This is a genomic window from Lysobacter stagni, assembly GCF_030053425.1.
GTDB classification, from domain to species: Bacteria; Pseudomonadota; Gammaproteobacteria; order Xanthomonadales; family Xanthomonadaceae; genus Lysobacter_J; species Lysobacter_J stagni.
The window spans coordinates 461,677-485,274 of record NZ_JASGBI010000001.1; the positions used below are offsets into that span (position 1 = coordinate 461,677).

General features: G+C 66.9%; 25 protein-coding genes. 10 read left to right on the top strand and 15 right to left on the bottom strand.

The genetic code is table 11. The features are described from left to right. Window position 1 precedes the first annotated feature (1 nt). The 6 genes from QLQ15_RS02025 to QLQ15_RS02050 all read left to right on the top strand — a co-directional run bounded on the left by QLQ15_RS02025 (window position 2) and on the right by QLQ15_RS02050 (window position 6,342). Window positions 2-208, top strand: a complete 207-nt coding sequence (locus tag QLQ15_RS02025; RefSeq protein ID WP_283211193.1) for a hypothetical protein — start codon at window positions 2-4, stop codon at window positions 206-208. A 34-nt stretch (window positions 209-242) separates the two neighbouring features. After that, on the top strand, window positions 243-974 hold the full coding sequence (locus tag QLQ15_RS02030) for an ABC transporter ATP-binding protein (protein WP_283211194.1): 732 nt from the start codon (window positions 243-245) through the stop codon (window positions 972-974). A gap of 10 nt (window positions 975-984) precedes the next feature. Further along, window positions 985-2,295, top strand: coding sequence for an ABC transporter permease (locus QLQ15_RS02035; RefSeq protein WP_283211195.1), 1,311 nt, complete (start codon window positions 985-987; stop codon window positions 2,293-2,295). Between the two features lie 8 nt (window positions 2,296-2,303). After that, window positions 2,304-3,530, top strand: coding sequence for an ABC transporter permease (locus tag QLQ15_RS02040; RefSeq protein ID WP_283211196.1), 1,227 nt, complete (start codon window positions 2,304-2,306; stop codon window positions 3,528-3,530). Window positions 3,531-3,673: 143 nt separating this feature from the next. Then, complete coding sequence (locus QLQ15_RS02045) at window positions 3,674-5,017, top strand: sigma-54-dependent transcriptional regulator (protein ID WP_283211197.1); 1,344 nt, start codon at window positions 3,674-3,676, stop codon at window positions 5,015-5,017. Between the two features lie 20 nt (window positions 5,018-5,037). Then, on the top strand, window positions 5,038-6,342 hold the full coding sequence (locus tag QLQ15_RS02050; protein ID WP_432277835.1) for a sensor histidine kinase: 1,305 nt from the start codon (window positions 5,038-5,040) through the stop codon (window positions 6,340-6,342). 20 nt (window positions 6,343-6,362) lie between these two features. On the opposite strand, the gene glmU is transcribed toward QLQ15_RS02050, so the two are convergent. After that, complete coding sequence (glmU, locus tag QLQ15_RS02055) at window positions 6,363-7,724, bottom strand: bifunctional UDP-N-acetylglucosamine diphosphorylase/glucosamine-1-phosphate N-acetyltransferase GlmU (protein ID WP_283211199.1); 1,362 nt, start codon at window positions 7,722-7,724, stop codon at window positions 6,363-6,365. A gap of 144 nt (window positions 7,725-7,868) precedes the next feature. On the opposite strand from glmU, the gene QLQ15_RS02060 reads away from it, so the two are divergent. Beyond that, the gene (locus QLQ15_RS02060) at window positions 7,869-8,273 is read left to right on the top strand and encodes a GtrA family protein (protein WP_283211200.1); all 405 of its coding nucleotides are present in this window, start codon (window positions 7,869-7,871) and stop codon (window positions 8,271-8,273) included. A 77-nt stretch (window positions 8,274-8,350) separates the two neighbouring features. Here QLQ15_RS02060 and QLQ15_RS02065 read toward each other — a convergent pair whose 3' ends face one another. From QLQ15_RS02065 to QLQ15_RS02105, 9 genes are all read right to left on the bottom strand, one after another. Continuing rightward, window positions 8,351-8,776: a F0F1 ATP synthase subunit epsilon gene (locus QLQ15_RS02065; RefSeq protein WP_216965805.1), complete on the bottom strand. Its 426-nt coding sequence runs from the start codon at window positions 8,774-8,776 to the stop codon at window positions 8,351-8,353. A gap of 94 nt (window positions 8,777-8,870) precedes the next feature. Further along, window positions 8,871-10,271, bottom strand: coding sequence for a F0F1 ATP synthase subunit beta (gene atpD / locus QLQ15_RS02070; RefSeq protein WP_283211201.1), 1,401 nt, complete (start codon window positions 10,269-10,271; stop codon window positions 8,871-8,873). Window positions 10,272-10,334: 63 nt separating this feature from the next. Further along, window positions 10,335-11,198 (bottom strand): F0F1 ATP synthase subunit gamma, encoded by an 864-nt coding sequence (atpG, locus tag QLQ15_RS02075; RefSeq protein ID WP_283211202.1) that lies wholly within the window; start codon window positions 11,196-11,198, stop codon window positions 10,335-10,337. Between the two features lie 68 nt (window positions 11,199-11,266). Next, window positions 11,267-12,817, bottom strand: a complete 1,551-nt coding sequence (gene atpA / locus QLQ15_RS02080; protein WP_283211203.1) for a F0F1 ATP synthase subunit alpha — start codon at window positions 12,815-12,817, stop codon at window positions 11,267-11,269. 48 nt (window positions 12,818-12,865) lie between these two features. Then, window positions 12,866-13,393 (bottom strand): F0F1 ATP synthase subunit delta, encoded by a 528-nt coding sequence (locus QLQ15_RS02085; protein ID WP_283211204.1) that lies wholly within the window; start codon window positions 13,391-13,393, stop codon window positions 12,866-12,868. A 33-nt stretch (window positions 13,394-13,426) separates the two neighbouring features. Next, window positions 13,427-13,897, bottom strand: a complete 471-nt coding sequence (locus QLQ15_RS02090) for a F0F1 ATP synthase subunit B (protein WP_283211205.1) — start codon at window positions 13,895-13,897, stop codon at window positions 13,427-13,429. A 94-nt stretch (window positions 13,898-13,991) separates the two neighbouring features. Continuing rightward, window positions 13,992-14,288 carry a F0F1 ATP synthase subunit C gene (atpE, locus tag QLQ15_RS02095; RefSeq protein WP_283211206.1) on the bottom strand — a complete coding sequence of 99 codons (297 nt, stop codon included), beginning with the start codon at window positions 14,286-14,288 and terminating at the stop codon, window positions 13,992-13,994. Window positions 14,289-14,370: 82 nt separating this feature from the next. Then, window positions 14,371-15,201, bottom strand: a complete 831-nt coding sequence (atpB, locus tag QLQ15_RS02100) for a F0F1 ATP synthase subunit A (RefSeq protein ID WP_283211207.1) — start codon at window positions 15,199-15,201, stop codon at window positions 14,371-14,373. Window positions 15,202-15,211: 10 nt separating this feature from the next. Further along, window positions 15,212-15,580 carry a hypothetical protein gene (locus tag QLQ15_RS02105; protein WP_432277765.1) on the bottom strand — a complete coding sequence of 123 codons (369 nt, stop codon included), beginning with the start codon at window positions 15,578-15,580 and terminating at the stop codon, window positions 15,212-15,214. Window positions 15,581-15,822: 242 nt separating this feature from the next. Here QLQ15_RS02105 and QLQ15_RS02110 point away from each other — a divergent pair, with 242 nt between their 5' ends. Continuing rightward, the gene (locus QLQ15_RS02110) at window positions 15,823-16,041 is read left to right on the top strand and encodes a DUF2061 domain-containing protein (RefSeq protein ID WP_283211208.1); all 219 of its coding nucleotides are present in this window, start codon (window positions 15,823-15,825) and stop codon (window positions 16,039-16,041) included. Between the two features lie 287 nt (window positions 16,042-16,328). Here QLQ15_RS02110 and lpdA read toward each other — a convergent pair whose 3' ends face one another. From lpdA to QLQ15_RS02130, 4 genes are all read right to left on the bottom strand, one after another. Beyond that, the gene (gene lpdA / locus QLQ15_RS02115) at window positions 16,329-18,137 is read right to left on the bottom strand and encodes a dihydrolipoyl dehydrogenase (RefSeq protein WP_283211209.1); all 1,809 of its coding nucleotides are present in this window, start codon (window positions 18,135-18,137) and stop codon (window positions 16,329-16,331) included. 19 nt (window positions 18,138-18,156) lie between these two features. Further along, window positions 18,157-18,828 carry a hypothetical protein gene (locus QLQ15_RS02120; protein ID WP_283211210.1) on the bottom strand — a complete coding sequence of 224 codons (672 nt, stop codon included), beginning with the start codon at window positions 18,826-18,828 and terminating at the stop codon, window positions 18,157-18,159. After that, the gene (locus QLQ15_RS02125) at window positions 18,825-20,255 is read right to left on the bottom strand and encodes a dihydrolipoyllysine-residue acetyltransferase (protein WP_283211211.1); all 1,431 of its coding nucleotides are present in this window, start codon (window positions 20,253-20,255) and stop codon (window positions 18,825-18,827) included. Before QLQ15_RS02125 ends, QLQ15_RS02120 begins: the two co-directional genes overlap by 4 nt. 91 nt (window positions 20,256-20,346) lie before the next feature. After that, window positions 20,347-21,156, bottom strand: a complete 810-nt coding sequence (locus QLQ15_RS02130) for a DUF2884 family protein (RefSeq protein ID WP_283211212.1) — start codon at window positions 21,154-21,156, stop codon at window positions 20,347-20,349. A 275-nt stretch (window positions 21,157-21,431) separates the two neighbouring features. On the opposite strand from QLQ15_RS02130, the gene QLQ15_RS02135 reads away from it, so the two are divergent. Together QLQ15_RS02135 and QLQ15_RS02140 are read left to right on the top strand one after the other, a co-directional pair. Continuing rightward, window positions 21,432-22,088 carry an OmpW/AlkL family protein gene (locus tag QLQ15_RS02135; protein WP_283211213.1) on the top strand — a complete coding sequence of 219 codons (657 nt, stop codon included), beginning with the start codon at window positions 21,432-21,434 and terminating at the stop codon, window positions 22,086-22,088. 177 nt (window positions 22,089-22,265) lie between these two features. Next, complete coding sequence (locus QLQ15_RS02140) at window positions 22,266-22,460, top strand: hypothetical protein (protein ID WP_283211214.1); 195 nt, start codon at window positions 22,266-22,268, stop codon at window positions 22,458-22,460. A 239-nt stretch (window positions 22,461-22,699) separates the two neighbouring features. Here QLQ15_RS02140 and QLQ15_RS02145 read toward each other — a convergent pair whose 3' ends face one another. Next, window positions 22,700-23,587 (bottom strand): DMT family transporter, encoded by an 888-nt coding sequence (locus tag QLQ15_RS02145; RefSeq protein WP_283211215.1) that lies wholly within the window; start codon window positions 23,585-23,587, stop codon window positions 22,700-22,702. Window positions 23,588-23,598: the final 11 nt, after the last annotated feature.

Sequence of the window (23,598 nt, forward strand, 5' to 3'; positions counted from 1 at the left end):
CATGTCCGCCCGCACTTCCAACCGCTTCCCGCTCACGCACTGGAACGCACAGGAACTGGCCGATGCCGTGCCGCTGCGCCTGTTCGAACTGATCGACTTCGACGCCGATGTCGCCCACGCCGCCAACCACACCGCGCCGACCCGGCCGCAGTGGCGCCAGGGTTTCATCGCCACGGCCGCCCTGCCCGCGCTCGTGCGCGTGCGCTGACCTTCCACTTCTCTCCACGCCACCGGAGCCCGCCATGTTGCACATGCAAGCCGTCACCAAGGTCTACCGCACCGAACTCGTCGAAACGCACGCGCTGCGCTCGCTCGACCTGCACGTCCGCGAGGGCGAGTTCGTCGCGGTCACCGGCCCGTCGGGCTCCGGCAAGACCACCTTCCTCAACATCGCCGGCCTGCTGGAGACCTTCACCGGCGGCACGTACCTGCTCGATGGCGAGGACGTGAAGGGCATGTCGGACGACGACCGTTCGCGCATGCGCAACCGCAAGATCGGCTTCATCTTCCAGGGCTTCAACCTGATTCCCGACCTCAACCTGTTCGACAACGTCGACGTACCGCTGCGCTACCGCGGCATGTCGTCGGCCGAACGCCGCCAGCGCATCGAGGAAGCCCTCTCGCGCGTGGGCCTGGGTTCGCGCATGAAGCACTATCCGGCCGAACTCTCGGGCGGCCAGCAGCAGCGCGCGGCCATCGCGCGTGCACTGGCCGGCAGCCCGCGCCTGCTGCTCGCCGACGAACCCACCGGCAACCTCGACTCGCAGATGGCGCGCGGCGTGATGGAGCTGATGGAGGAGATCAACGCCAGCGGCACCACCATCGTCATGGTCACGCACGACCCGGAGCTCGCCGCACGCGCGCAACGTAATGTGCATATCGTCGACGGCATGGCGACCGATCTTTCGGTCGAGTCGAGCCTGATGCGTGCCCGCCAGCTCGCCGATGCGGCCGAGTCCAACCCGATCGCCTGAGGAACCGCCCATGTTCGGTTACTACTTCGATCTCGCGCTGCGCAGTTTCCGGCGGAACAAGATGCTCACCGCACTGATGGTGGTCGCCATCGCGCTGGGTATCGGAGCGTGCATGACCACGCTGACGGTGTTCCACGTGCTGTCCGGCGATCCGATTCCGCAGAAGAGCAGCCGGCTGTTCTACGTGCAGCTGGACCCTCGCAACATGGATGAATACACGCCTGGGCAGGATCCCAACTTCCAGATGACGCGCTTCGACGGCGAAGCGCTGCTGCGCGAGAAGCGGGCCGATCGCCAGGCGCTGATGACCGCCGGCAGCGTCGCGGTCGAACCGCAGCGCCAGGGCGTGGTGCCGTTCCTGTCGAGCGGTCGCTACACCTCCGCGGATTTCTTCCCCATGTTCGACGTGCCGTTCCAGTACGGCGGCGGCTGGAAGCCTTCTGACGACGAAGGACGCGCGCGCGTGGCGGTGATCTCCCGCGACTTCAACGACCGCGTCTTCGGCGGCGGCAACAGCGTCGGCAAGAGCCTGCACCTGCAGCAGACCGAGTTCCGCGTGATCGGCGTGCTCGACGACTGGAGGCCCTCGCCGCGCTTCTATGACATCACCGGCGACCGCTTCGGCAAGGACGAGGAAGTTTTCATCCCGCTGTCCACGTCGATCGCGCTGAAGATGGGCAACGACGGCGACATGACGTGCTGGGGCGACAGCAACAGCGACGAAGAGGGATCGCACGGCCTGAACGCGCCCTGCGCGTGGCTGCAGTACTGGGTGGAACTGCCGACGTCCGAGAAGGTCGCCGCCTACCGCCAGTACCTGGGCAACTACTCCGACCAGCAGCGCCAGGCCGGCCGCTTCGTCCGCCCGACCAACGTCGCCGTCACCGACGTGATGGGCTGGCTGGAGAAGAACAACGCCGTGCCCAGCGACGTGCGCATGCAACTGTGGCTGGCCATGGGCTTCCTGCTGGTGTGCATCGTCAACACCATCGGCCTGCTGCTGGCGAAATTCCTGCGCCGTTCCGGCGAGATCGGCGTGCGTCGCGCACTGGGTGCGTCGCGTCGCGCGATCTTCGCGCAGTGCCTGGTCGAAGCCGGCACCGTCGGCGTGGTCGGCGGCATCCTCGGCCTGGGACTGGCGATGGTCGGTCTGTGGGCCGTGCGCCAGCAGCCGGTCGGTTACGCCGAACTGGCGCACCTGGATCCCACCATGCTGATCGTCACCTTCGTGATCTCGGTCGGTGCCGCGGTCCTGGCCGGCCTGTTGCCGGCCTGGCGCGCCTGCCAGGTCACGCCCGCCATCCAGCTCAAGAGTCAGTGAGGCCTGCCATGGACATCCGACCCATCCTGACGACGCTGCGTCGCCACAAGACGGCCGCCGCGCTGATCGTGCTCGAGATCGCCCTGAGCTGCGCGATCATCTGCAACGCGATTTTCCTGATCAACCAGCGCGTCGAGCAGATCAACCGCCCCGGCGGCATCGCCACGGACGAGATCGTCCGCGTGCAGCTCACCAGCATCAAGGACGAAAGCGCGGCGGCCACCACGAAGTCCGACCTGGCGGTGCTCCGCGGCCTGCCGGGTGTGAAGGCCGCGACCGCGCTCAACCAGGTGCCGTACAGCAACTCGTCCTGGAACAGCGGCGTCAACCTGGCCCGCGACCAGAAGTTCCCCACGCTCAGCGCCACGACCTACATGCTGCAGGAGCAGGGACTGCAGACCCTTGGCGTGAACCTCGTCGCCGGCCGCGACTTCGGCGCCGACGAGTACATCGAATGGGATCTGCTGAACAAGCCCAACACCAACGTCGCCATTCCCAGCGCCATCGTGACGCGCGCCGTGGCCGAGAAGCTCTTCCCCGGCCAGAACCCCATCGGCAAGTCGTTCTACAGCTGGGGCGACGAGCCGACGAAGATCGTCGGCGTGGTCGAGCACCTCGTGCGTCCGGGCAACCGCGATCACGCGCAATGGGACTACTCGGTGATGTTCCCGATTCGGGTCACCTATGAGGTGGGCGGCAACTATCTGCTGCGCGTGGATTCCTCGCGTCGCGCAGAAGTGCTGAAGGCCGCGGTCGCAGCGCTGGAGAAGAACGGTCCCACCCGCATCATCCTGGACAAGAACACCAAGACGATGGCGGAGATGCGCGAGGACTTCTATCGCCAGCCGCGCACGATGGTGTGGCTGCTGACGGCCGTGTGCGTCGCGCTGCTGGTGGTGACGGCATTGGGCATCGTCGGCCTGGCCAGCTTCTGGGTGCAGCAGCGGACCAAGCAGATCGGCGTGCGCCGTGCGCTGGGTGCGACACGTGGCCAGGTGCTGCGCTACTTCCAGACCGAGAACTTCCTGCTGGCCACGGTCGGCATCGTGATCGGCATGCTGCTGGCCTACGGCATCAACCAGTTGCTGATGGCGCGTTACGAACTGCCGCGTCTTCCGGCCATGTACCTGCCGGTCGGTGCGCTGGCGCTGTGGCTGCTGGGGCAGCTGGCCGTGCTCGGGCCCGCGCGTCGCGCGGCATCCGTGCCGCCGGCCGTCGCGACGCGCAGCGTCTGACTGCTTTAACGCCGGTCGGGCCCGGGACGCTTCCACGGAAGTCCCGGCCCCGGCCGTGCGTCCTCGCGTTGGACGCCTTGCAGGCGCACCGGCAAACTCACCCCGCTGACGCATTTCGACCCCCGCCACCTCGCCGGTCCTTCATGCCCACTGTCCTGGTCATCGACGACAACCCTTCCGTTGGCACTGCCCTGGACGTGCTGTTCGGCCTGCGCGACCTCCGCACGCTGGTCGCGCATTCGCCCGAGGCGGGCCTTGCGGTGCTGGAGCGCGAGGACGTGGATCTGGTTGTGCAGGACATGAACTTCCGCGCAGACACCACCTCCGGTGAGGAAGGTGTGGCGTTGTTCCGTGCGATCCGGGCGCGGCACACGGACCTGCCGGTGATCCTGCTGACCGCGTGGACGCATCTGGACACCGCGGTGGAGCTGGCCAAGGCCGGCGCGGCCGATTACCTGGCCAAGCCGTGGGACGATCGCAAGCTGCTGGCGTCGGTCGAGAACCTGCTGGAGCTGTCGGAAAGCACGCGCGAGGTATCGCGCCTGCACGAGCAACGACGCCGTCTGCATCGCGAGCTGACGGAGCGTTTCGACCTGCGTGGTCTGGTGTTCGCTTCCGACGCGATGGCGCGCGTGATCGAACTGGCCGGCCAGGTAGCGCGTGCCGACGTGCCGGTGCTGATCAATGGCCCCAACGGCGCAGGCAAGGAACGCATCGCCGAGATCATCCAGGCCAACTCGTCGGTGAAGGCCGGACCGTTCGTCACGCTCAACTGCGGCGCGCTGCCGGGCGAGCTGATCGAAGCGGAACTGTTCGGCGCCGACGCGGGCGCCTACACGGGCGCCAACCGCGCGCGAGAGGGCAAGTTCGAAGCGGCCGACGGCGGCACGCTGTTCCTCGACGAGATCGGCAACCTGCCGGCGGCGGGCCAGATGAAGCTGCTGCGCGTCCTGGAAACCGGGCGCTTCGAGCGGTTGGGTTCGAACCGCGAGCGGCAGGTCAAGGTGCGCGTGATCAGCGCGACCAACGCCGACCTGCCGGCAATGATCCGGGACGGACGATTCCGCGAGGACCTGTACTACCGCCTCAACACCATCCAGATCGACATGCCGCCGCTGGCGCAGCGTCGCGACGACATCCTCCCGCTCGCGCGCCACTTCCTCAACGACGGCAAGCGCCTGGGCGAGGATGCCGAACGCGCGCTGCTCGCGCATGCCTGGCCCGGCAACGTGCGCGAACTGCGCAACACGCTGCAACGGGCGATGCTGTTGACGCGCGGCGACGTGATCGGCGCGGCCGATCTGGGCTTGCCATCGGCACCGCACCACGAGCACGCGATCAGCTTCGGCCCGGAGCCCGACCGTGCCGCGATCGAAGCGGCGATCGAACGCAACGGCGGTGTGCTCGCACAGGCCGCCAATGAGCTGGGAATGTCGCGCCAGGCGCTGTACCGCCGGCTCGACCGCCTCGGCATTCGCCGCGACTGAGGGACACCGTCATGCGTCGGCTGCGCCAGATGTCCCTGACCGTGCTGATCTCCGCGCTGGTGCTTGCCTACATGAGCGCGGCGGCAGCACTGGCGGTGTGGCTGGCGACCTTGCTACCGCACGCATGGCACGCCATCGCCATCAGCGCAGGCGTGCTGCTGCCACTGGCGATCTACCACGTGCGACGCACGCTGGCGCCGATGCACTCGCTGTTCCGCGCGCTCGCCGGCACCGTCGCCAGCTACCGCGACGGCGACTACAGCTTCGGCCTGGCCTGGAAGGGCAAGGGCGAGCTGGGCGACCTGGTTGCCGCGCACAACCTGCTGGGCGAAGCGTTGCGTGAGCAGCGGCTGGCGCTGGTGCAACGCGAGCTTCTGCTCGACACGCTGGTGCAGAACACGCCGGTGTCGATGGTGCTGGTCGATCCGGGCCGGCATGTGGTCCTTGCGAACCTGGCCGCACGCAAGATGCTCGGCGACGGCCGCCGCCTGGAAGGCCACGATTTCGACGCACTCGTCGCACAGGCGCCGGAGGAGTTCCGTGACGCGTTCGAACGCGGCGGCGATGGCATGTTCAGTGTCGGCGAGCAGGACCAGGAGGAGATCTACCACCTTGCCCGCCGGCAGTTCCGCCTCAACGGACGTCGCCACGAGCTGATCCTGCTGCGCCAGCTCACCGCCGAACTGCGCCGTCAGGAAGTGCAGACGTGGAAGAAGGTGATCCGCGTGATCAGCCACGAACTCAACAACTCGCTGGCGCCGATCGCCTCGCTTGCGCATTCCGGCGCGGAGCTGCTCAAGCGCGGACAGCATGACAAGCTGCCCACCGCGCTGGCGACGATCGAAGAGCGCGCACGCCATCTGGAAGGCTTCATCCGCGATTACGCACGCTTCGCCAAGCTGCCGGCGCCGCGACTGGAACCGGTCGAGTGGTCGCGCTTCATCGAGCGCCTGCGCGCGCAGGTGGAGTTCCACTACGAGCATCGCGTGGGCGACGGGATCGTGCGCCTCGATACCGCGCAGTTCGAGCAGGCCATGCTGAACCTGATCAAGAATGCGCATGAATCCGGCTCGTCTGCCGAGGAAGTCAGCCTGACCCTGCGGCGCATGCCGGAGGCGTGGCGACTGGAGATCCTCGACCGCGGCAGCGGCATGAACGAGGCGGTGCTCGCCAATGCGCTGCTGCCGTTCTATTCGACCAAGCGCCACGGTACCGGCCTGGGCCTGGCGCTGACGCGCGAGATCATCGAAGCGCACGGCGGCCGCATCGCGCTGCTCAACCGCGTCGGCGGCGGCCTGTGCGTGAGCCTCACGCTGCCCGCGTAACCAAACGCGGGCGTGTCGCCTTATTTCTTCTTCGGACGCTGCCAGCCATCGATGGTGGTCTGTCGCGCGCGAGCGAGCGTGAGCTTCTCGTCCGGAGCGTTGCGCGTGATGACCGAACCGGCGGCGATGGTCGCGCCCTTGCCGATGGTCACCGGGGCCACCAGCGACGAATTGGAACCGATGAACGCGCCGTCACCGATGACGGTGGTCGACTTGTTCACACCGTCGTAGTTGCAGGTGATGGTGCCCGCGCCCACGTTGACGCCCGCGCCGATGACCGCATCGCCCAGGTAGGTGAGGTGGTTGGCCTTGCTGGTGACGCCGATGCGGGCGTTCTTGGTCTCGACGAAATTGCCCACGTGCACGCCGTCGGCGAGCACGGTGCCGGGGCGCAGTCGCGAGTACGGTCCGATCTGCGCGGCGCCTTCCACGACCACGCCATCGAGATCGCAATGCGCGCGCACTTCGGTGCCGGAGCCGAGCGTCACGTCCTTCAGGCGGCAGAACGGACCGATGCGGACGCCATCGCCCAGTTCGACCCTGCCTTCGAACACGACATCGACATCGATCTCCACATCATGCCCGACCGTCACGCTGCCGCGCTGGTCGTAGCGCGCGGGATCGGCCAGGCGTGCGCCCTGCAGGCAAAGCGCGTGTGCGGCACGGCGCTGGTACGCGCGCTCAAGCTGCGCGAGCTGCCACGGGTCGTTGGCGCCTTCGACCTCCATCGCATCGTGCACGTGGACCATCTCGGCGGCGTTGAATTCATCCGCCGCGAAGGCGAACACGTCGGTCAGGTAGTACTCGCCCTGCGCGTTGTCGTTGCCCAGGTGCTGCAGCCAGCGACGCAGCGCTTCGCCGTCGGCGACGAGGATGCCGGTGTTGACCGTGCGGATCTCGCGCTCCTCGTCGCTGGCGTCCTTGTGCTCGACGATGCGTCCGACGCGACCCTGCGAATCGCGCACGATGCGGCCGTAGCCGGTCGGGTTGGCCATGTCGGCCACGAGCACGGCGATGCGCCCCGGTGCCGCGAGCAGGCGCTGCAGCGTGTCGGCGGCGATCAGCGGCACATCGCCGTAGAGGATGAGCACGCGCGCATCCTGCGGAACGGCCGGCATCGCCTGCTGGACCGCATGGCCGGTACCCAGACGCTGCGCCTGCTCGGTCCAGTGCAGATCGGTCTGGTCGGCGAAGGCGCTGCGCACCTGCTCGCCACCATGGCCGTAGACCACATGGATGCCGGCGGCGCCGAGCTGCCGTGCGGTGTCGATGACGTGCGCGAGCATGGGACGACCGGCGACCTTCTGCAGCACCTTCGCGGTGGCCGACTTCATCCGCTTGCCCTCGCCCGCGGCGAGGATCACGACGTGCAACGGGTTCATGCGTTCTTCCTGTCCTGGGTTTGTCTTCCACCGGCGTGGCGGAATCTTAGCAACCGGCTTCATTCCGGGCATCGGGCAACCGGAGACTGAAGGCCATGTTCACGCGGGGGAGCTGTGCCCCGCCATGTTGTCTAGAATTCCCGCATGCGTAGATGGCTCAACGGCTCCCCCCTGATCCGCCAGAGCGGGAGTTACATCGTGGTCGGCGTGGCCCAGCTGCTGGTGGACTGGGCCACGTTCGTGATGCTCAGCGCCTCCGGCCTGCCGGTGGAACCGGCGAACGTCGCCGGCCGCATCAGCGGCGCCACGCTCGGGTTCTGGCTCAATGGTCGCTTCACGTTCGCCGGCGAGGACACCGCGATCGGTCGCCGCCAGCTCGCGCGTTTCCTGGCGATGTGGCTGGTCACCACGGTGGTGAGCACGTGGGCCGTCGGCCATATCGACGACACGGTTGGCCTGCGATGGACCTGGCTCGCCAAGCCCGCGATCGAGCTGGTACTGAGCATCGCAGGCTTCCTGCTCTCACGGCACTGGGTGTATCGCCGCTGAGCCTGGCGTTGCGTTGAAACAGAAACGCCGGCGCGAGGCCGGCGTTTTCGTATCCGAAGGCCTTCGGCCAATGGATGTCAGTGCTTCATGTTCTTGCGCAGACGCTCCAGCGCGCTGAGCTGGGCGATGCTCATGGCCAGCTGCGACTGGGCTTCTTCCATGCTCATCTTCGGATCCTTCTTGGACAGGATCCGCTCGGCTTCTTCCTTGGCGGCGCGGACGGCGGCTTCGTCGATGTCCTGCGCGCGCACGGCGGTGTCGGCCAGCACGGTGACGACGGTGGGCTGCACCTCGAGGATGCCGCCGGAGATCGCGAAGTCCAGCTGCTCGCCGCCCGGCAGGGTCACGACGACCTTGCCCGGCTTGAGGCGGGTGATCAGCGGCGCGTGCTTCGGCGCGATGCCGAGCTCGCCGATCTCACCGGTGGCGACGACCAGCTCGGCCTCACCGTGGAAGATCTCCTGCTCGGCGCTGACGATGTCGCAACGAATCGTGGATGCCATTTAGAAACGCCTTTCAACTTTGTCCCCCTCCCCCGCGAGCGGGAGAGGGCTGGGATCGGGGAGAGGTCGCCTTGCGCCCTCGCCCCGGCGAAGATCAACCGGTGATCTTCTTGGCCTTCTCGACCGCTTCCTCGATGCCGCCGACCATGTAGAACGCCTGCTCCGGCAGGTGGTCGTACTCGCCTTCGACGATGCCCTTGAAGCCGCGGATCGTGTCCTTCAGCGCGACGTACTTGCCCGGCGAACCGGTGAAGACTTCGGCCACGTGGAACGGCTGCGAGAAGAAGCGCTCGATCTTGCGGGCGCGCGACACGGCCTGCTTGTCTTCTTCCGACAGCTCGTCCATGCCCAGGATCGCGATGATGTCCTTGAGCTCCTTGTACTTCTGCAGCGTCGCCTGGACCTTGCGCGCGACGTCGTAGTGCTCGTGGCCGATCACGTTCGGGTCGAGCTGGCGCGAGGTCGAGTCCAGCGGGTCCACGGCCGGGTAGATACCCAGCGAGGCAATGTTTCGCGACAGCACGACGGTGGCGTCGAGGTGGGCGAAGGTGGTCGCCGGCGACGGGTCGGTCAGGTCGTCCGCGGGCACGTACACGGCCTGGATCGAGGTGATCGAACCGGTCTTGGTCGAGGTGATGCGCTCCTGCAGGACGCCCATTTCCTCGGCCAGCGTCGGCTGGTAACCCACGGCCGACGGCATGCGGCCCAGCAGCGCCGACACTTCGGTACCGGCCAGCGTGTAACGGTAGATGTTGTCGACGAACAGCAGCACGTCACGGCCCTTGCCCGAGGCGTCCTTCTCGTCGCGGAAGTACTCGGCCATGGTCAGGCCGGTCAGCGCGACGCGCAGGCGGTTGCCCGGCGGCTCGTTCATCTGGCCGTACACCATCGCCACCTTGTCGAGGACGTTGGAGTCCTTCATCTCGTGGTAGAAGTCGTTGCCCTCGCGGGTACGCTCGCCCACGCCGGCGAACACGGACAGACCCGAGTGCGCCTTGGCGATGTTGTTGATCAGTTCCATCATGTTGACGGTCTTGCCGACGCCGGCGCCGCCGAACAGACCGACCTTGCCGCCCTTCGCGAACGGGCACATCAGGTCGATGACCTTGATGCCGGTTTCCAGCAGGTCGTTGGCCGAGGACTGGTCCTCGTACGACGGAGCGGCGCGATGGATTTCCCAGTGGTCGGAAGCGGCGACGTCGCCGGCTTCGTCGATCGGGCGACCGAGCACGTCCATGATGCGGCCCAGCGTGCCGGCACCGACCGGAACCGAGATGCCCTTGCCGGTGTTGTTGGCGACGAGGTTGCGCTTGAGGCCGTCGGTGGAGCCCAGGGCGATGGTGCGGACGACGCCGTCACCGAGCTGCTGCTGGACTTCGAGCGTGATGGCGGTGTTGTCGACCTTCAGCGCGTCGTACACCTTCGGCACGGACTCGCGCGGGAACTCGACGTCGACGACGGCGCCGATGATCTGAACGATCTTGCCCTGACTCATGGTGGTTTCCTCTAACTTGAATCTGTTGTGCGGTCGCGGATTGGCGCGCCCGCGCGTGTGTGGTTAGACCGCGGCGGCGCCGCCGACGATTTCCGAGATTTCCTGCGTGATCGCCGCCTGGCGGGCCTTGTTGTAGACCAGGTTCAGCGTGCCGATCAGCTTGGTGGCGTTGTCGGACGCGGCCTTCATCGCGACCATGCGCGCGGCATGCTCGGAGGCGACGTTCTCAAGCACCGCCTGGTACACCAGCGACTCGACGTAGCGGTTGAGCACGTGCTCGAGCACGGTCGCCGCGTCGGGTTCGTAGATGTAGTCCCAGTCGTGCTTGGCGACCTGCGTCTCGGCCGGCGGCAGCGGCAGCAGCTGATCGAACGCTGCGCGCTGGGTCATCGTGTTGACGAAGTCGTTGTAGCAGATGAACACGCGGTCCAGGTTGCCGGCGCTGTAGCCGTCCAGCATCACCTTGATGACGCCGACCAGCTGTTCCAGCTTCGGCTGGTCGCCCAGGTGCGTGACCGAGCCGACCATGTTGACCTTGATGCGACGGAAGAACACCGACGCCTTCTGGCCGATGGTGACGACGTCGATCTCGACGCCCTGCTCCTGCCACTTGCGGAACTCGCCCAGCAGCTTGCGGAACAGGTTGTTGTTGAGGCCGCCGGCCAGGCCGCGATCGGACGACACGATGATGTAGCCGACACGCTTCACGTCCTGGCGCTCGACCAGGTACGGATGCTGGTAGTCGGAATTGGCCTGGGCCAGGTGGCCGATGACCTGCTTCATCACGCGTGCGTACGGACGCGAGACCTTCATGCGGTCCTGCGCCTTGCGGATCTTGGAAGCCGAGACCATCTCGAGCGCGCGCGTCACCTTGCGGGTGTTCTGCACGCTCTTGATCTTGGATTTGATTTCGCGTCCGCCTGCCATGCTGCTCTCGTCTGCTTGGATTCAACGGCGCGGACCGGAGTCCGCGCGGATGACCGACTTTTCGTCGCTTACCAGGTGCCGGTCTGCTTGAACTCGGCGATGCCCTTCTTGAAGGTCGCCTCGATCTCGTCGTTCCAGTTGCCGGTGCTGTTGATCTTGCTGATCAGCTCGCCCTGCGTGTTGACGAAGTGGGCGTGCAGGCCCTCTTCGAACGCCAGGATCTTGTTGACCGCGATGTCGTCGAGGTAACCCTCGTTGACGGCGTAGATCGACAGGGCCTGCAGCGCGATCGGCATCGGCGCGTACTGCTTCTGCTTCATCAGCTCGGTGACGCGCTGGCCGCGCTCGAGCTGCTTGCGGGTGGCTTCGTCCAGGTCGGATGCGAACTGCGCGAACGCAGCCAGCTCACGGTACTGGGCGAGCGCGATGCGGATGCCGCCCGACAGCTTCTTGATGATCTTGGTCTGGGCCGCGCCACCGACGCGCGACACCGAGATACCGGCGTTCACGGCCGGGCGGATGCCGGCGTTGAACAGGTCGGTTTCCAGGAAGATCTGGCCGTCGGTGATCGAGATCACGTTGGTCGGCACGAACGCGGACACGTCGCCGGCCTGCGTTTCGATGATCGGCAGCGCGGTCAGCGAACCGGTCTTGCCCTTCACTTCACCGTTGGTGAACTTCTCGACGTACTCCTCGGACACGCGCGCGGCGCGCTCGAGCAGGCGGCTGTGCAGGTAGAACACGTCGCCCGGGTAGGCTTCGCGACCCGGCGGGCGCTTGAGCAGCAGCGAGATCTGGCGGTACGCGACGGCCTGCTTGGACAGATCGTCGTACACGATCAGCGCGTCTTCGCCGCGGTCCATGAAGTACTCGCCCATCGTGCAGCCGGCGTACGCCGAGATGTACTGCATGGCGGCCGACTCGGACGCCGTGGCGGCGACGACGATGGTGTGCGCCAGGGCGCCGTTCTCTTCGAGCTTGCGCACGATGTTCGCGACGGTCGAGGCCTTCTGGCCGATCGCCACGTACACGCACTTGATGCCCGTGCCCTTCTGGTTGATCACCGCGTCGATGGCCAGGGCGGTCTTGCCGGTCTGGCGGTCACCGATGACCAGCTCGCGCTGGCCGCGGCCGATCGGGATCATGGCGTCGACGGTCTTGTAGCCGGTCTGCACCGGCTGGTCGACCGATTTGCGCCAGATCACGCCCGGGGCGACGCGCTCCACCGGAGCCGTCAGCGAGGCGCCGATCGGGCCCTTGCCGTCGATCGGCTCGCCCAGTGCGTTGACGACGCGGCCGAGCAGCTCGCGGCCGACCGGCACTTCGAGGATGCGGCCGGTGGTCTTGGCGACGTCGCCTTCGCGCAGGTGCTCGTAGTCACCCAGGACCACGGCGCCGACCGAGTCGCGCTCCAGGTTCAGCGCGAGCGCGTAGGTGCTGTTCGGCAGCTCGATCATTTCGCCCTGCATCACGTCGGCCAGGCCGTAGATGCGCACGATGCCGTCCGACACCGAGGTCACGGTGCCTTCGTTGCGCGCTTCGGCGGTCAGCTTGACCTTCTCGATGCGGGTCTTGATCAGTTCACTGATTTCGGACGGGTTGAGCGTGGTGGTTGCCATGGGTGAGTCCCTTGATCCGGCGTTACCCGGAATTTGCAGATGAATTCGTTATTGCGAGAGCGTCGACTGGAGGCGTTCGAGCTTGCCCTTCAGCGAGCCGTCGATGACCACGTCGCCCGCGTCGATCACGGCGCCGCCGATCAGCGAGGCGTCGATCGCGGTCTCGATCTCGACGTCGCGGCCGAAGCGCTTCTTCAGCGCGACCTTGATGGCCTCGAGTTCGGCCGCGGGCAGTTCGCTGGCAGCGGTGACCCGAGCCTTGACCACGCGCTCGGCTTCGGCGCGCAGGTCTTCGAACAGGCCGGTGATCTCCGGCAGCAGCGCCAGTCGGCGGTTGTCGGCCAGCAGGCCGAGGAAGCGGGTGAAGGCTTCGTCCGCACCGTCCATCGCCAGCAGACCGACGGCGTCGGCCGGGTTCAGCAGCGGGTGGCTGAGCAGCGTCTGGGCCTGCGGGTCGGCAGCCACGCGCGAAGCGAAGGCGAGCGCCTGCGACCACGCAGCAGTGCGACCACCTTCGCGCGAAAGCGCGAAGGCGGCACGGGCGTACGGTCGGGCGAGGGTCAGGGCCTGGGTCATTTCAGATCATTCCGCTCGATGCACGCGCATGGATCAAAGCTGAGCCGCCAGCTCATCGAGCAGCGCCTTGTGGGCGTTGGCGTCGATTTCGCGCTTGAGCAGCTTCTCGGCACCGGTCACGGCCAGCGTGGACACCTGCTTGCGCAGTTCCTCGCGGGCACGGTTCGAGGCCGCGGAGATCTCGGCTTCGGCCGCCGCCTTCTGGCGGTTGGCTTCGGAGACCGCATCGTTCTTGGCCTGGTCGATGATCTGATTGGCGCGGTGATGCGCCTGTTCAATGATCTCGTTGGCCTTGGTACGCGCGGAGCGCAGCTCGGCATCGACGCTCTGCTGGGCCTGCGCGAGGTTCTTCTGGCTCTGCTCGGCAGCAGCCAGACCCTCGGCAATCTTGTGTTGACGTTCTTCGATCGCCTTGTTCAGCGGCGGCCAAATGAACTTCATCGTGAACCAGATCAACACGATGAACGTGATCGCCTGGCCGAAGAAGGTCATGTTGAGATTCATGACAGCTCCGATGGAACGCTTTTTCTGTCGGGCGGTATGCCCGGGAGAGCCGCCCGGCCTGGGCCGGACGGCTCAACGGTTGCTTGTGCAGCGATTACTGCGCGGCGCCGGCGACGGCGGCCGAAGCGTTCTTCACTTCGCCCAGCAGCGGGTTGCCGAAGGCGAACAGCAGGCCGACGGCCAGCGCGATGATGAACGCGGCGTCGATCAGGCCGGCCAGCAGGAACATACGGCCCTGCAGCATCGGAACCAGCTCCGGCTGACGGGCAGCCGACTCAAGGAACTTCGAGCCCATCAGCGCGATGCCGAGGCACGCGCCGATCGCGCCGAGGCCGACCATCATGCCGATCGCGATAGCGGTCAGGCCCTGCACACTGGCGATGAATTCCATGGTTTTCTCCTACTGAAACGTTTTGGTTTGGACTAACGGGAAGGGTGAAGCGGAAACGGTGACACGAGGTTCTGGAGCAGGCTTAGTGACTCTCGTACGCGCCGGCGATGTAGACGACGGTGAGGATCATGAAGATGAAGGCCTGCAGCAGCACGATCAGGATGTGGAACAGCGCCCAGGCGACGTTGAAGATCACGCCCGGCACGAACATCAGCAGGCCACCGCCCAGCAGGCCGGCGATGAGCATGAAGACCAGCTCGCCACCGTACATGTTGCCGAACAGTCGCATCGCCAGGCTGACCGGCTTGACGAGGTATTCGATGACGTTGAGGCCGAGGTTGGCCGGCGCCAGCGCGATCTTCGGCGCGATGCCGTGCGCGTGGAACGGCGCGGTCAGCAGCTCTTTGCCGAAACCGAAGCCGCCCTTGGCCTTGATGGAGTGGCCGAGGATCAGGAAGAACACCACCGACGACATGGCCAGCGTGGTGTTGAGATCGGCGGTCGGGACCCAGCGGAAATAGGTGTGATGCGCCACTTCCGCACCGGCGGCCAGCTTGATGGCCGTGTACGGAGCATCGAGCGGCAGCAGGTCCATGCAGTTCATCATCACGACCCACACGAAGATGGTCAGCGCCAGCGGCGTGATGGAACGGCGGTCGCCGTGGAAGCTGTCCTTCACCTGGCCGTCGATGAACTCGAGGATGAGCTCCACGAAGGCCTGCCCCTTGCTCGGGACGCCGGAAGTGGCCTTGCGCGCGAAGAACGCGAACCAGCCGATGAAGATCAGGCCAAGCACCAGCGACACCGCCCAGGTATCGACATGGAACGCACCGCCGAACACCTCGATGGTGTTCTGGTGGAGGTGATGCTGGATGTATTCGTTCAGGCCGCCCGAACCGGTCTGTTCGCTCACGAAAGACACCTTATCGTTTCAAAAGATTGGCCAGTACGAATGCGAGCGTTGCCGCAAGCACTCCCACCAGCATCGGCAATGGCGGCAGCTTGAACGCGGCGAGGCCGAGCGTTAAAACTGCAAACACCACTACCCACTTCAACATCACCCCGGCCAGGAGCCGCCCCATCGCCATGCCGGCCGGCTGGATGCCGCCGCCCAAGGCCATGAAGGCCGCCACCAGTCCGCCCGCGACGACCGCACCGCCGCCGACCGCCGCCGCCAGCGCCGAAGGCGCCCCGAGGGGGAGGAAGGCCAGCGCGACCAGCGCTGCCGCGCCGGCCTGCCAGGCAGTCGCGCGCGACGCCAGCCGGCGACCTGCGGACAAGGGATCGTGCACGCGGGACTCGTCGGTCTGGGGCAGGCGCAAAGCGCCCGGTAGAGCCGCAAAAGTATAAAGGGAGCCTTAAGTCCGGGCAACCGGCAAGGGTCATGAATCGGCGGATGCGGGGCATTCGGTGGCCGCCCGCCCGGGCGGCAGTTCGATAGCCTGCGTCAATCGTGACGGCTGGTACGTTCGATTGGACCTCCCACGGGCCGTTCCCCATGATGAGAGCTACTCTCATTTCCAGGGACCCGGCCATGGCCAAGACCTTCAGCTTCGCCGCCGTGCACTTCAGCGTCGCCTTCACCGTCGGCTATCTGATGACCGGCAGCGTGTGGGTGGGCGGCGCATTGGCCCTCGTCGAGCCGGCCTGCAACACGGTCGCCTTCCACTTCCACGAGAAGATCTGGAAGCGCATCGAGACCCGACGCCAGGGTCGGCAAACCGGGACGGACCCGACCGCGATGGCCGTGTGACATCCGACCAGCCGTTGCGGAACCTTTCCGCAATCACCCGGTCCCACCTACCGATCGCCCACCGAGTCTCTCTCCTCGTCAACGGCAAAGCTGCGGTGGGCCCTCCGAAGCCCCGGTCGCCCCGGGGCTTCGTTTTGTCCGCAGTGCGTGCCAGGGTGTGGCACCACTCGCGCACTGGCTGTGCGCGCGCCGTCGGCCCGCTTCACGCGGGCGTGTCGCTCCCGTTCTGACGACACAAACAAAAACAGGCGCGATCGCTCGCGCCTGTTTCGTGGACATCGCCGGAGTTACTTCTTCTTCGGGATGTACAGGTCGGTGATGGTGCCTTCGTACACCTCGGCCGCCATGCCGACGCTTTCGCTCAGCGTCGGGTGCGGATGGATGGTGGCGCCGATGTCGCCCGCCTCCGCGCCCATCTCGATCGCCAGCGCGATCTCGGTGATGAGATCACCCGCGTGCACGCCGACGATGCCGCCGCCGACGATGCGGTGCGTCTTCTCGTCGAAGATGAGCTTGGTGAAGCCCTCGCCGCGGCCGATGCCGACGGCACGCGCCGATGCGGCCCACGGGAACTTGCCCACGCCCACGTGCAGGCCCTTGGCCTTCGCCTCGGTTTCGGTGACGCCCACCCATGCGATTTCCGGATCGGTATAGGCCACCGACGGGATCACGCGCGCGACCCACTCACGCTTCTCGCCCGCGGCGACTTCCGCCGCCAGCTTGCCTTCGTGCGTGGCCTTGTGCGCAAGCATCGGCTGGCCGACGAGATCGCCGATGGCGAAGATGTGCGGCACGTTGGTGCGCATCTGGCGGTCGACCGGAATGAAGCCGCGGTCGGTCACCTGCACGCCGGCCTTGTCGGCGTCGATCCTGTTGCCATTGGGCGCGCGACCTACGGCGACCAGCACGCGGTCCCAGGTGCCCGACTCGATGCCCGGTGCGGCGCCGGCTTCGGCTGCTTCGAACGAGACGGTGATGCCCTTCTTCGACGCCTCGACCTTGGCGGCCTTGGTCTTCAGGTGCACCGCGACGCCCTGCTTCTTGAGGCGATCGGCCAGCGGCTTGACCAGGTCCTTGTCGGCGCCCGGCATCAGCTGGTCCATGAATTCCACGACGGTGACTTCGCTGCCCAGCGCCTTGTACACCGTGGCCATTTCCAGGCCGATGATGCCGCCGCCGACCACCAGCAGCTTGGCCGGCACTTCGGCCAGCTCCAGCGCGTCGGTGGAGTCCATGACGCGCGGGTCGTCCCACGGGAAGTTCGGCAGCTTCACCGCCTGCGAACCGGCCGCGATGATGCACTGCTCGAAACGCAGCAGCTGCGTCTTGCCGTCGTCGCCGGCGATCTCCAGTTCGTTGGGCGAAACGAACCTGCCAACGCCCTGCACCGTGCGCACCTTGCGCTGCTTGGCCATGCCGGCCAGGCCCTTGGTGAACTGGCCGACCACCTTGTTCTGCTTGAAGTCGCGCAGCTTGTCGAGGTCGATCTTCGGCTTGCCGAAGCTCACGCCGATGTCCGCCGAATGCGCGGCTTCCTCGATGAGCGCCGCCGCATGCAGCAGCGCCTTCGACGGAATGCAGCCGACGTTGAGGCACACGCCGCCGAGCGAGGGATAGCGCTCGACCAGCACCGTATCCAGACCAAGATCGGCGGCGCGGAACGCGGCGGTATAGCCGCCCGGGCCGGAACCCAGCACGACGATGCGGCATTCGATGTCGGCCTTGCGGCCGGTGCCCAGCGCAGGCTTGGGTGCTTCGCTCGGCGGCGCGGCCGGAGACGGCGCGACCGGCGGCTTGGCTGTTTCCGCCGCAGGCGCGGCGGCAGGCGCTTCGGCCTTCGCCGGCGCGGCGGCTTCGCCGGCACCTTCCAGGATGGCGATCACGGCGCCTTCGGCGACCTTGTCGCCCACCTTCACCTTGATTTCCTTCACCACGCCTTCGGCCGACGACGGGACTTCCATCGTCGCCTTGTCCGATTCGAGCGTGACCAGGCCCTGGTCCTTCTTCACCGTGTCGCCGACCGCGACCAGCAGTTCGATCACCGGCACGCCGTCGTAATCGCCGATGTCCGGCACCTTGACTTCAATGGTCGCCATTGTGGGGTTCTCCTGCGGCTCAGCCGGTGGCGCCGGCGAGCGTCTGTTCCAGTTCGTCCAGCGATTCCTCGAGTTCGCGCCAACGCTTGAAGCGCTTCTCGTCGCTGCTGTCGGTGGCCTCGATCATCAGGCCCATCTGTTTAATCAACGCCGCGGCCGGGCCGCAACCGGGTACCAGGCCGCTCACGCGAAACGACTGGCCGCTGGCGGCATCGTCCACGACGAACAGCAACACCTCGCCGTCGTGGAATTCGGCCGCGCGATTGGCGGGCACCTGTTCGGTCAGCACGCGTTGCCAGTCGGCGAGCACGCGCCGTGCGAGTGCGGCCGGCATCGGCACCTCGACGACATCGGGCTGCTGCGCCACGCGCAGTTCGCGCTTGCCGGCACTCCACACGTCGATGCGTTCGTCGGCTTCGGTGTAACGCAGGCGCCAGTCGCCTTCGCCTTCTCCGGCGAACAACTGCAGGCCGGTCTCGACGCTGCGCGCCGGCAGGCGCGTCAGGCTGAGCGTGGGCTTGGCACCGGCGAAGAACAGCTGCTCGACCGCGTTGCCGTAGTTCTCGGTCGCCGGCGGCCAGCCGCGACCGAGATCGAGCTTGCACGCATCGTCGGCGGCATGTGCCGACGGCATCGCCAGCCATTGCGCCGCGAGCACGGCCGCGGCCAGGCCCAGGGCGCGCACCGTCACAGCAGCACGCGCCGCATGTCGGCCAGCAACTGCGCCAGCGTGGCGGTGAAACGCGCGGCGGCGGCGCCATCGATGACGCGGTGGTCGTAGCTCAGCGACAACGGCAGGATCAGGCGCGGCACGAACTGCTTGCCGTCCCACACCGGCCGGATCGCCGACTTCGACACGCCCAGGATGGCGACTTCCGGAGCGTTGACGATCGGCGTGAACTTGGTGCCGCCGATCCCGCCCAGTGAGCTGATCGAGAAGCAGCCGCCGCTCATGTCGGCCGGACCGAGCTTGCCGTCGCGCGCCTTCTTCGCCAGCTCGGACGTTTCCTGCGCGATCTGCATCACGCCCTTCTTGTCCACGTCGCGCACGACCGGCACGACCAGTCCGTTGGGCGTGTCGGCGGCGAAGCCGATGTGGAAGTACTTCTTGAGCACCAGGTTCTCGCCGGTCGCGTCGAGCGAGGCGTTGAACGTGGGGTACTTCTGCATCGCGGCGACCGACGCCTTCATCAGGAAAGCGAGCATGGTCAGCTTGACGCCGCTCTTCTCGTTTTCCTTGTTGAGCGCGACGCGCAGCTCTTCCAGGTCGGTGATGTCGGCATCGTCGTGCTGGGTGACGTGCGGGATCATCGCCCAGTTGCGCGCGAGGTTCGCACCCGACAGCTTCTGGATGCGCGACAGCGCCTTCGTCTCGATCTCGCCGAACTTGCTGAAGTCCACCTTCGGCCACGGCAGCAGGTTGAGACCACCGCCACCGGCCACGGGTGCCGCGCCGGCCGACGGAGCAGCACCGCCCTCCATCACCGACTTCACGAACTTCTGCACGTCTTCCTTCGCGATGCGGCCGCCGCGCTCGGAGCCGGTGACCTGCGACAGGTCCACACCCAGCTCGCGCGCGAACAGGCGCACCGCCGGGCTGGCATACGGCACCTTGTCCGGCATCAGCTCATTGGCATCGAAGGTGACCGGCGGCGACTTCGGCGGCATCGCTTCGGGATCCATGCCCGGACGCGAGGCGTCGATCGCGGCCTGGGCGATGCGGTCGGCCTGCTGCGGCACGACGACCGGCTCGACCTTCGCACCGGTCTCGGAGGCTGCAACCTGCTTCGCGGGCGTGGCAGGTTCGGCACGCGGCGGCGCAGCGGGCTGGGCCGGGGCGGCGGCGGGCTTCGACGCTTCGGCCGCAGGCGCGGCATCGGTCGGTTCGATCAACGCGACCACGCTGCCTTCGGCCAGCTCGTCGCCGATCTTCACCTTGATCTCGCGGATCACGCCGGCGAACGGCGCCGGAACCTCCATGGTCGCCTTGTCCGACTCAAGCGTGACCAGACCCTGGTCCTGCTTGACCGTGTCGCCAACCGCGACCAGCAATTCGATCACCGGCACGCCGTCGTAATCCCCGATGTCGGGAACGCGTGCTTCTTTGAGCTCAGCCATGTGTGGGGGTCCCGCAGACGCGAAAACCCTATTGTGCGTTGCAATGGCGACCGCGCCAACCGCGCCTTACATACGTCACGGTATCCACCCGTCACTGCACATCGGTCGACCTGGATTCCGGGGCGGCAGCGGCTTCGGCAGCCGGGTCGTTCCGGTCGGACGGCCGGGCCCGCAGCAGGTCCAGCGGCTGGCCGCCGGAGAGGCGGAATTCGAGCGCGTCGTCGATTCGATCCAGCTCCATCATCCGCTGGCACAGGCTCTGCGCCCGCTGTTCCAGCGCACGGGCACGCGGTTCGACCCGCTGGTCGATCTGCGCGTCCAGGTCCTCCATCTTCTTCAGGCGGCTGCTGTCGCCGCTGAAGGCCGCGCCGATGGCGCCGCTGACGATGTCGCCGATCATGCTCGGGATGACCTCGGCCACCGCCTCGCCGATGCCTTTGCCCAGATCGTTTCCGTTGAAACGAGTTGGGGTGACCGAGCGCGCCAGGCGCGCATCGATCTGCGCACGCGCACGCGCCACCTTGGCGCGCACCGCAGCGGGGTCGCTGCTGAAGCCTTCGGCCACTTCGCCCAGCACGACGAAGGCGATCTCCGCCGCATCGCGCCCGATCGCCTGCGCTTCGGGCATCGCCGCCCGCGCGCCCTTCTCGAACTCGACGATGCGCTGGCGGTCGGCGTCGCTGAGCTCGACCCAGCGGTCGTCGACGAACAACCGGCCCTGGCGCATCACGATCGCTTTCGGTACGCCCGTCGTGCGCGTGAGGATCACGCTGCGCTCGTCGATGCTCAGGTCGTAGTCGCTGTCCATGTTGCAGGACGCGTCGATGTGCACGTCCGCCGCTTCGGCACGTCCGCCGAATGCGGCCACCAGCAACACGCTGTACGCAAGCAGGCGATGCATGGACGACCCCTGGCGGTTTCGACGCACCCATCTTGCCTCGATCCTGCGGGGATTGTCTTCGCCGCGCGTCGACAAGCCGCTTCGCACCGGTGGTCAAGGCAGGTTCATCGCCGCTGTGCGAACGCGCGCACGCCCGCTACCACCGCATTTTCGTGATGTTCCTGAAGCGTTGCCCGCGGGGGCAAGGACGGTTCATGCAGGGGTGGCTACGGTGGCTCCGCCTTCGCGAAAGGCAGCCTCCCCCAAGGCGTCATCAATAACGAGGAGACCACTCCATGATGCATTTCCGTCATTTGACCCTGGCCGTCGTGGCCACTCTGGCCATTGCCCCCGCCGCGTTCGCACAGGACGCCGGCACGACTTCCAGCGCGGGCGGCAAGCGCTTCGCGGTCGTCGGCGGCTACGCGCTGTCGGAGCCGACCAGCAACCCGCAGATCGCCGGCACGCGCACCACGTTCGACGGCGACGGCGCCGCCACGCTCAGCGCGAACTACTACGTGACCGACAACATCGCCGTCGAGGCGTGGGGTTCGGCCGACAAGTTCGGCAACCGCGTGCGCTCGCCCAACGGCAAGATCGCCAGCGTCGATACGCAGCCCTACGCGTTGAGTGCCCAGTACCACTTCGGCACTGCCGACAAGACCGTGCGCCCATTCGTGGGCCTGGGCTACTACGAGGCCAACACCAGCGGCGAGAAGGCCGAGCCCAGCGGTCCGCTTGCGGGCCAGCGCATCGGCGTGGAGACCGCCAAGGGCGCGATGGCCACCGCCGGCGTGGACCTCAACATGACACCGACCTGGTTCGCGCGTGCGGACGTGCGCTACATGCAGGACACCACCGGGCAGCCGAACGTCGCCGTGAACGGCACCAACGTCGGCAAGGCGGAGCTGAATCCGGTCACCGTGGGCGTGGGCGTCGGCGCCCGCTTCTGATCCGCACCACGCTCGGCACGACGGGCCCCGCGAGGGGCCCGTTCCGTTTCATTTCCTTCATGCCCGTCCGGGTTTGCCGGACAGTCGTCACGAAACCCGCTGGGCCCTCTGCCCCACATTCACGCCGCGATAACCGCCTCTCGTTAGGGTCGCGGTGTTTCCCCGGAGGAGTTGCGCATGACCACCAAGCTCGACAAACCCCTGCGTCGCGAGATCGTGATCGAGGAGCGGCCGTACACCCTCACCATCGACGCCGATGGACTGAAGCTCGTGGAGAAAGGGCGCCGCAACGGACAGGAGCTGCGCTGGGCGGACCTGGTCAGCGGCAATGCCGCGTTGAGCGCGGCGCTGACGGCCAGCACGGAACGCTGAGCACGGAGGGCGCCCGAAGGGCCGTCGATCGTCATCCAGCGGGATGAAGGGCGGAACTCCGCGGCGTGTGGTGGAACAGGTGGCCGGCAACCGCCGGCTCGACCTGCAGCGCACGCGCGGTGAGCGCATCACCGCGCTGTGCAGATCCGGTTCCCGGCTTCGCGCTTGCGTTTCATGCCGCCCGACCGCCATCGCATCGATGGTCGCTGCGAAACCGCAACACCTGACCGCTCACCGCGTCAGGGGTGCTCCGCCTCGACGTGAACGCGTTCGCGGCGGATCAGGTAGAGACCGCTGACCACGATGATCGATGCGCCCACCCAGGTGATGGCGTCGGGCAGCACACCCCACAGCGTCATGTCGAACAGCACACCCCATATCAAGGCGGTGTATTCCAAAGGCGCGATCAACGACGCCTCGCCGAGACGGAACGCTTCGGTGATCGCGTACTGGCCCAGCGCGCCAGCAACGCCGATGCCCGCGATCAGCCACAGGTCCTCGCGCTGGATCGGCACCCATTCCGGCCAGGCCATCACGCCCGCGCCCAGCGCGATCATCACCATCAGCCAGACCATCATCGACTGCGTGCTGTCGGTACGGGCGAGGATGCGTACGGTGATCGCGCTGATCGCGTACATCACCGCGGCCACCAGCACCGCGAGCGCCGCGACGCTGATCAGACCTTCGCCGGTGGGACGCAGCAGCACCAGCACGCCGACCAGACCGATCGCGATGGCGATCCAGCGCCGCGGCCCGACCTTCTCGCCCAGCAGGGGCACGGACAGCGCGGTGATCAGCAACGGGGCGACGAAGAAGACCGAGTACGTGGTCGACAACGGCAGCTTCGAAACCGCGTAGACGAAGGTCGCCATCATCGCCACGCCGAGCACGCCACGCAGCAGGTGCAACGACCAGCGCACGCGCAGCAGCGGGCGGATACCGCTGGTAGCCAGCGCCCACGCCAGCACCAGCGGCAACGACGCCGCGCCGCGCAGCGAGGCCACCTGGAAGGGCGGATAGTGCGTGGACAGCTGTTTGAGTCCCGCGTCCATCATCGCGAACATCGCGACCGCCACCAGCATGGTCAGCATGGCGCGGTTCCGGTGGGGATTGCGGGACGTGGGCATGGCGACGGGAT

Bases quoted from the DNA above. Each gene is read 5' to 3' on its own strand.
- lpdA (WP_283211209.1), bottom strand. From the start codon at position 18,137: ATGGCGACCATTGAAGTCAAGGTGCCGGACATCGGCGATTACGACGGC.
- QLQ15_RS02025 (WP_283211193.1), top strand. From the start codon at position 2: ATGTCCGCCCGCACTTCCAACCGCTTCCCGCTCACGCACTGGAACGCA.
- QLQ15_RS02030 (WP_283211194.1), top strand. From the start codon at position 243: ATGTTGCACATGCAAGCCGTCACCAAGGTCTACCGCACCGAACTCGTC.
- atpA (WP_283211203.1), bottom strand. From the start codon at position 12,817: ATGGCAACCACCACGCTCAACCCGTCCGAAATCAGTGAACTGATCAAG.
- QLQ15_RS02145 (WP_283211215.1), bottom strand. From the start codon at position 23,587: ATGCCCACGTCCCGCAATCCCCACCGGAACCGCGCCATGCTGACCATG.
- QLQ15_RS02065 (WP_216965805.1), bottom strand. From the start codon at position 8,776: ATGGCATCCACGATTCGTTGCGACATCGTCAGCGCCGAGCAGGAGATC.
- QLQ15_RS02045 (WP_283211197.1), top strand. From the start codon at position 3,674: ATGCCCACTGTCCTGGTCATCGACGACAACCCTTCCGTTGGCACTGCC.
- QLQ15_RS02130 (WP_283211212.1), bottom strand. From the start codon at position 21,156: ATGCATCGCCTGCTTGCGTACAGCGTGTTGCTGGTGGCCGCATTCGGC.
- atpD (WP_283211201.1), bottom strand. From the start codon at position 10,271: ATGAGTCAGGGCAAGATCGTTCAGATCATCGGCGCCGTCGTCGACGTC.
- QLQ15_RS02090 (WP_283211205.1), bottom strand. From the start codon at position 13,897: ATGAATCTCAACATGACCTTCTTCGGCCAGGCGATCACGTTCATCGTG.
- QLQ15_RS02085 (WP_283211204.1), bottom strand. From the start codon at position 13,393: ATGACCCAGGCCCTGACCCTCGCCCGACCGTACGCCCGTGCCGCCTTC.
- QLQ15_RS02125 (WP_283211211.1), bottom strand. From the start codon at position 20,255: ATGGCTGAGCTCAAAGAAGCACGCGTTCCCGACATCGGGGATTACGAC.
- QLQ15_RS02135 (WP_283211213.1), top strand. From the start codon at position 21,432: ATGATGCATTTCCGTCATTTGACCCTGGCCGTCGTGGCCACTCTGGCC.
- QLQ15_RS02110 (WP_283211208.1), top strand. From the start codon at position 15,823: ATGGCCAAGACCTTCAGCTTCGCCGCCGTGCACTTCAGCGTCGCCTTC.
- atpE (WP_283211206.1), bottom strand. From the start codon at position 14,288: ATGGAATTCATCGCCAGTGTGCAGGGCCTGACCGCTATCGCGATCGGC.
- QLQ15_RS02040 (WP_283211196.1), top strand. From the start codon at position 2,304: ATGGACATCCGACCCATCCTGACGACGCTGCGTCGCCACAAGACGGCC.
- QLQ15_RS02060 (WP_283211200.1), top strand. From the start codon at position 7,869: ATGCGTAGATGGCTCAACGGCTCCCCCCTGATCCGCCAGAGCGGGAGT.
- QLQ15_RS02140 (WP_283211214.1), top strand. From the start codon at position 22,266: ATGACCACCAAGCTCGACAAACCCCTGCGTCGCGAGATCGTGATCGAG.
- atpG (WP_283211202.1), bottom strand. From the start codon at position 11,198: ATGGCAGGCGGACGCGAAATCAAATCCAAGATCAAGAGCGTGCAGAAC.
- glmU (WP_283211199.1), bottom strand. From the start codon at position 7,724: ATGAACCCGTTGCACGTCGTGATCCTCGCCGCGGGCGAGGGCAAGCGG.
- QLQ15_RS02035 (WP_283211195.1), top strand. From the start codon at position 985: ATGTTCGGTTACTACTTCGATCTCGCGCTGCGCAGTTTCCGGCGGAAC.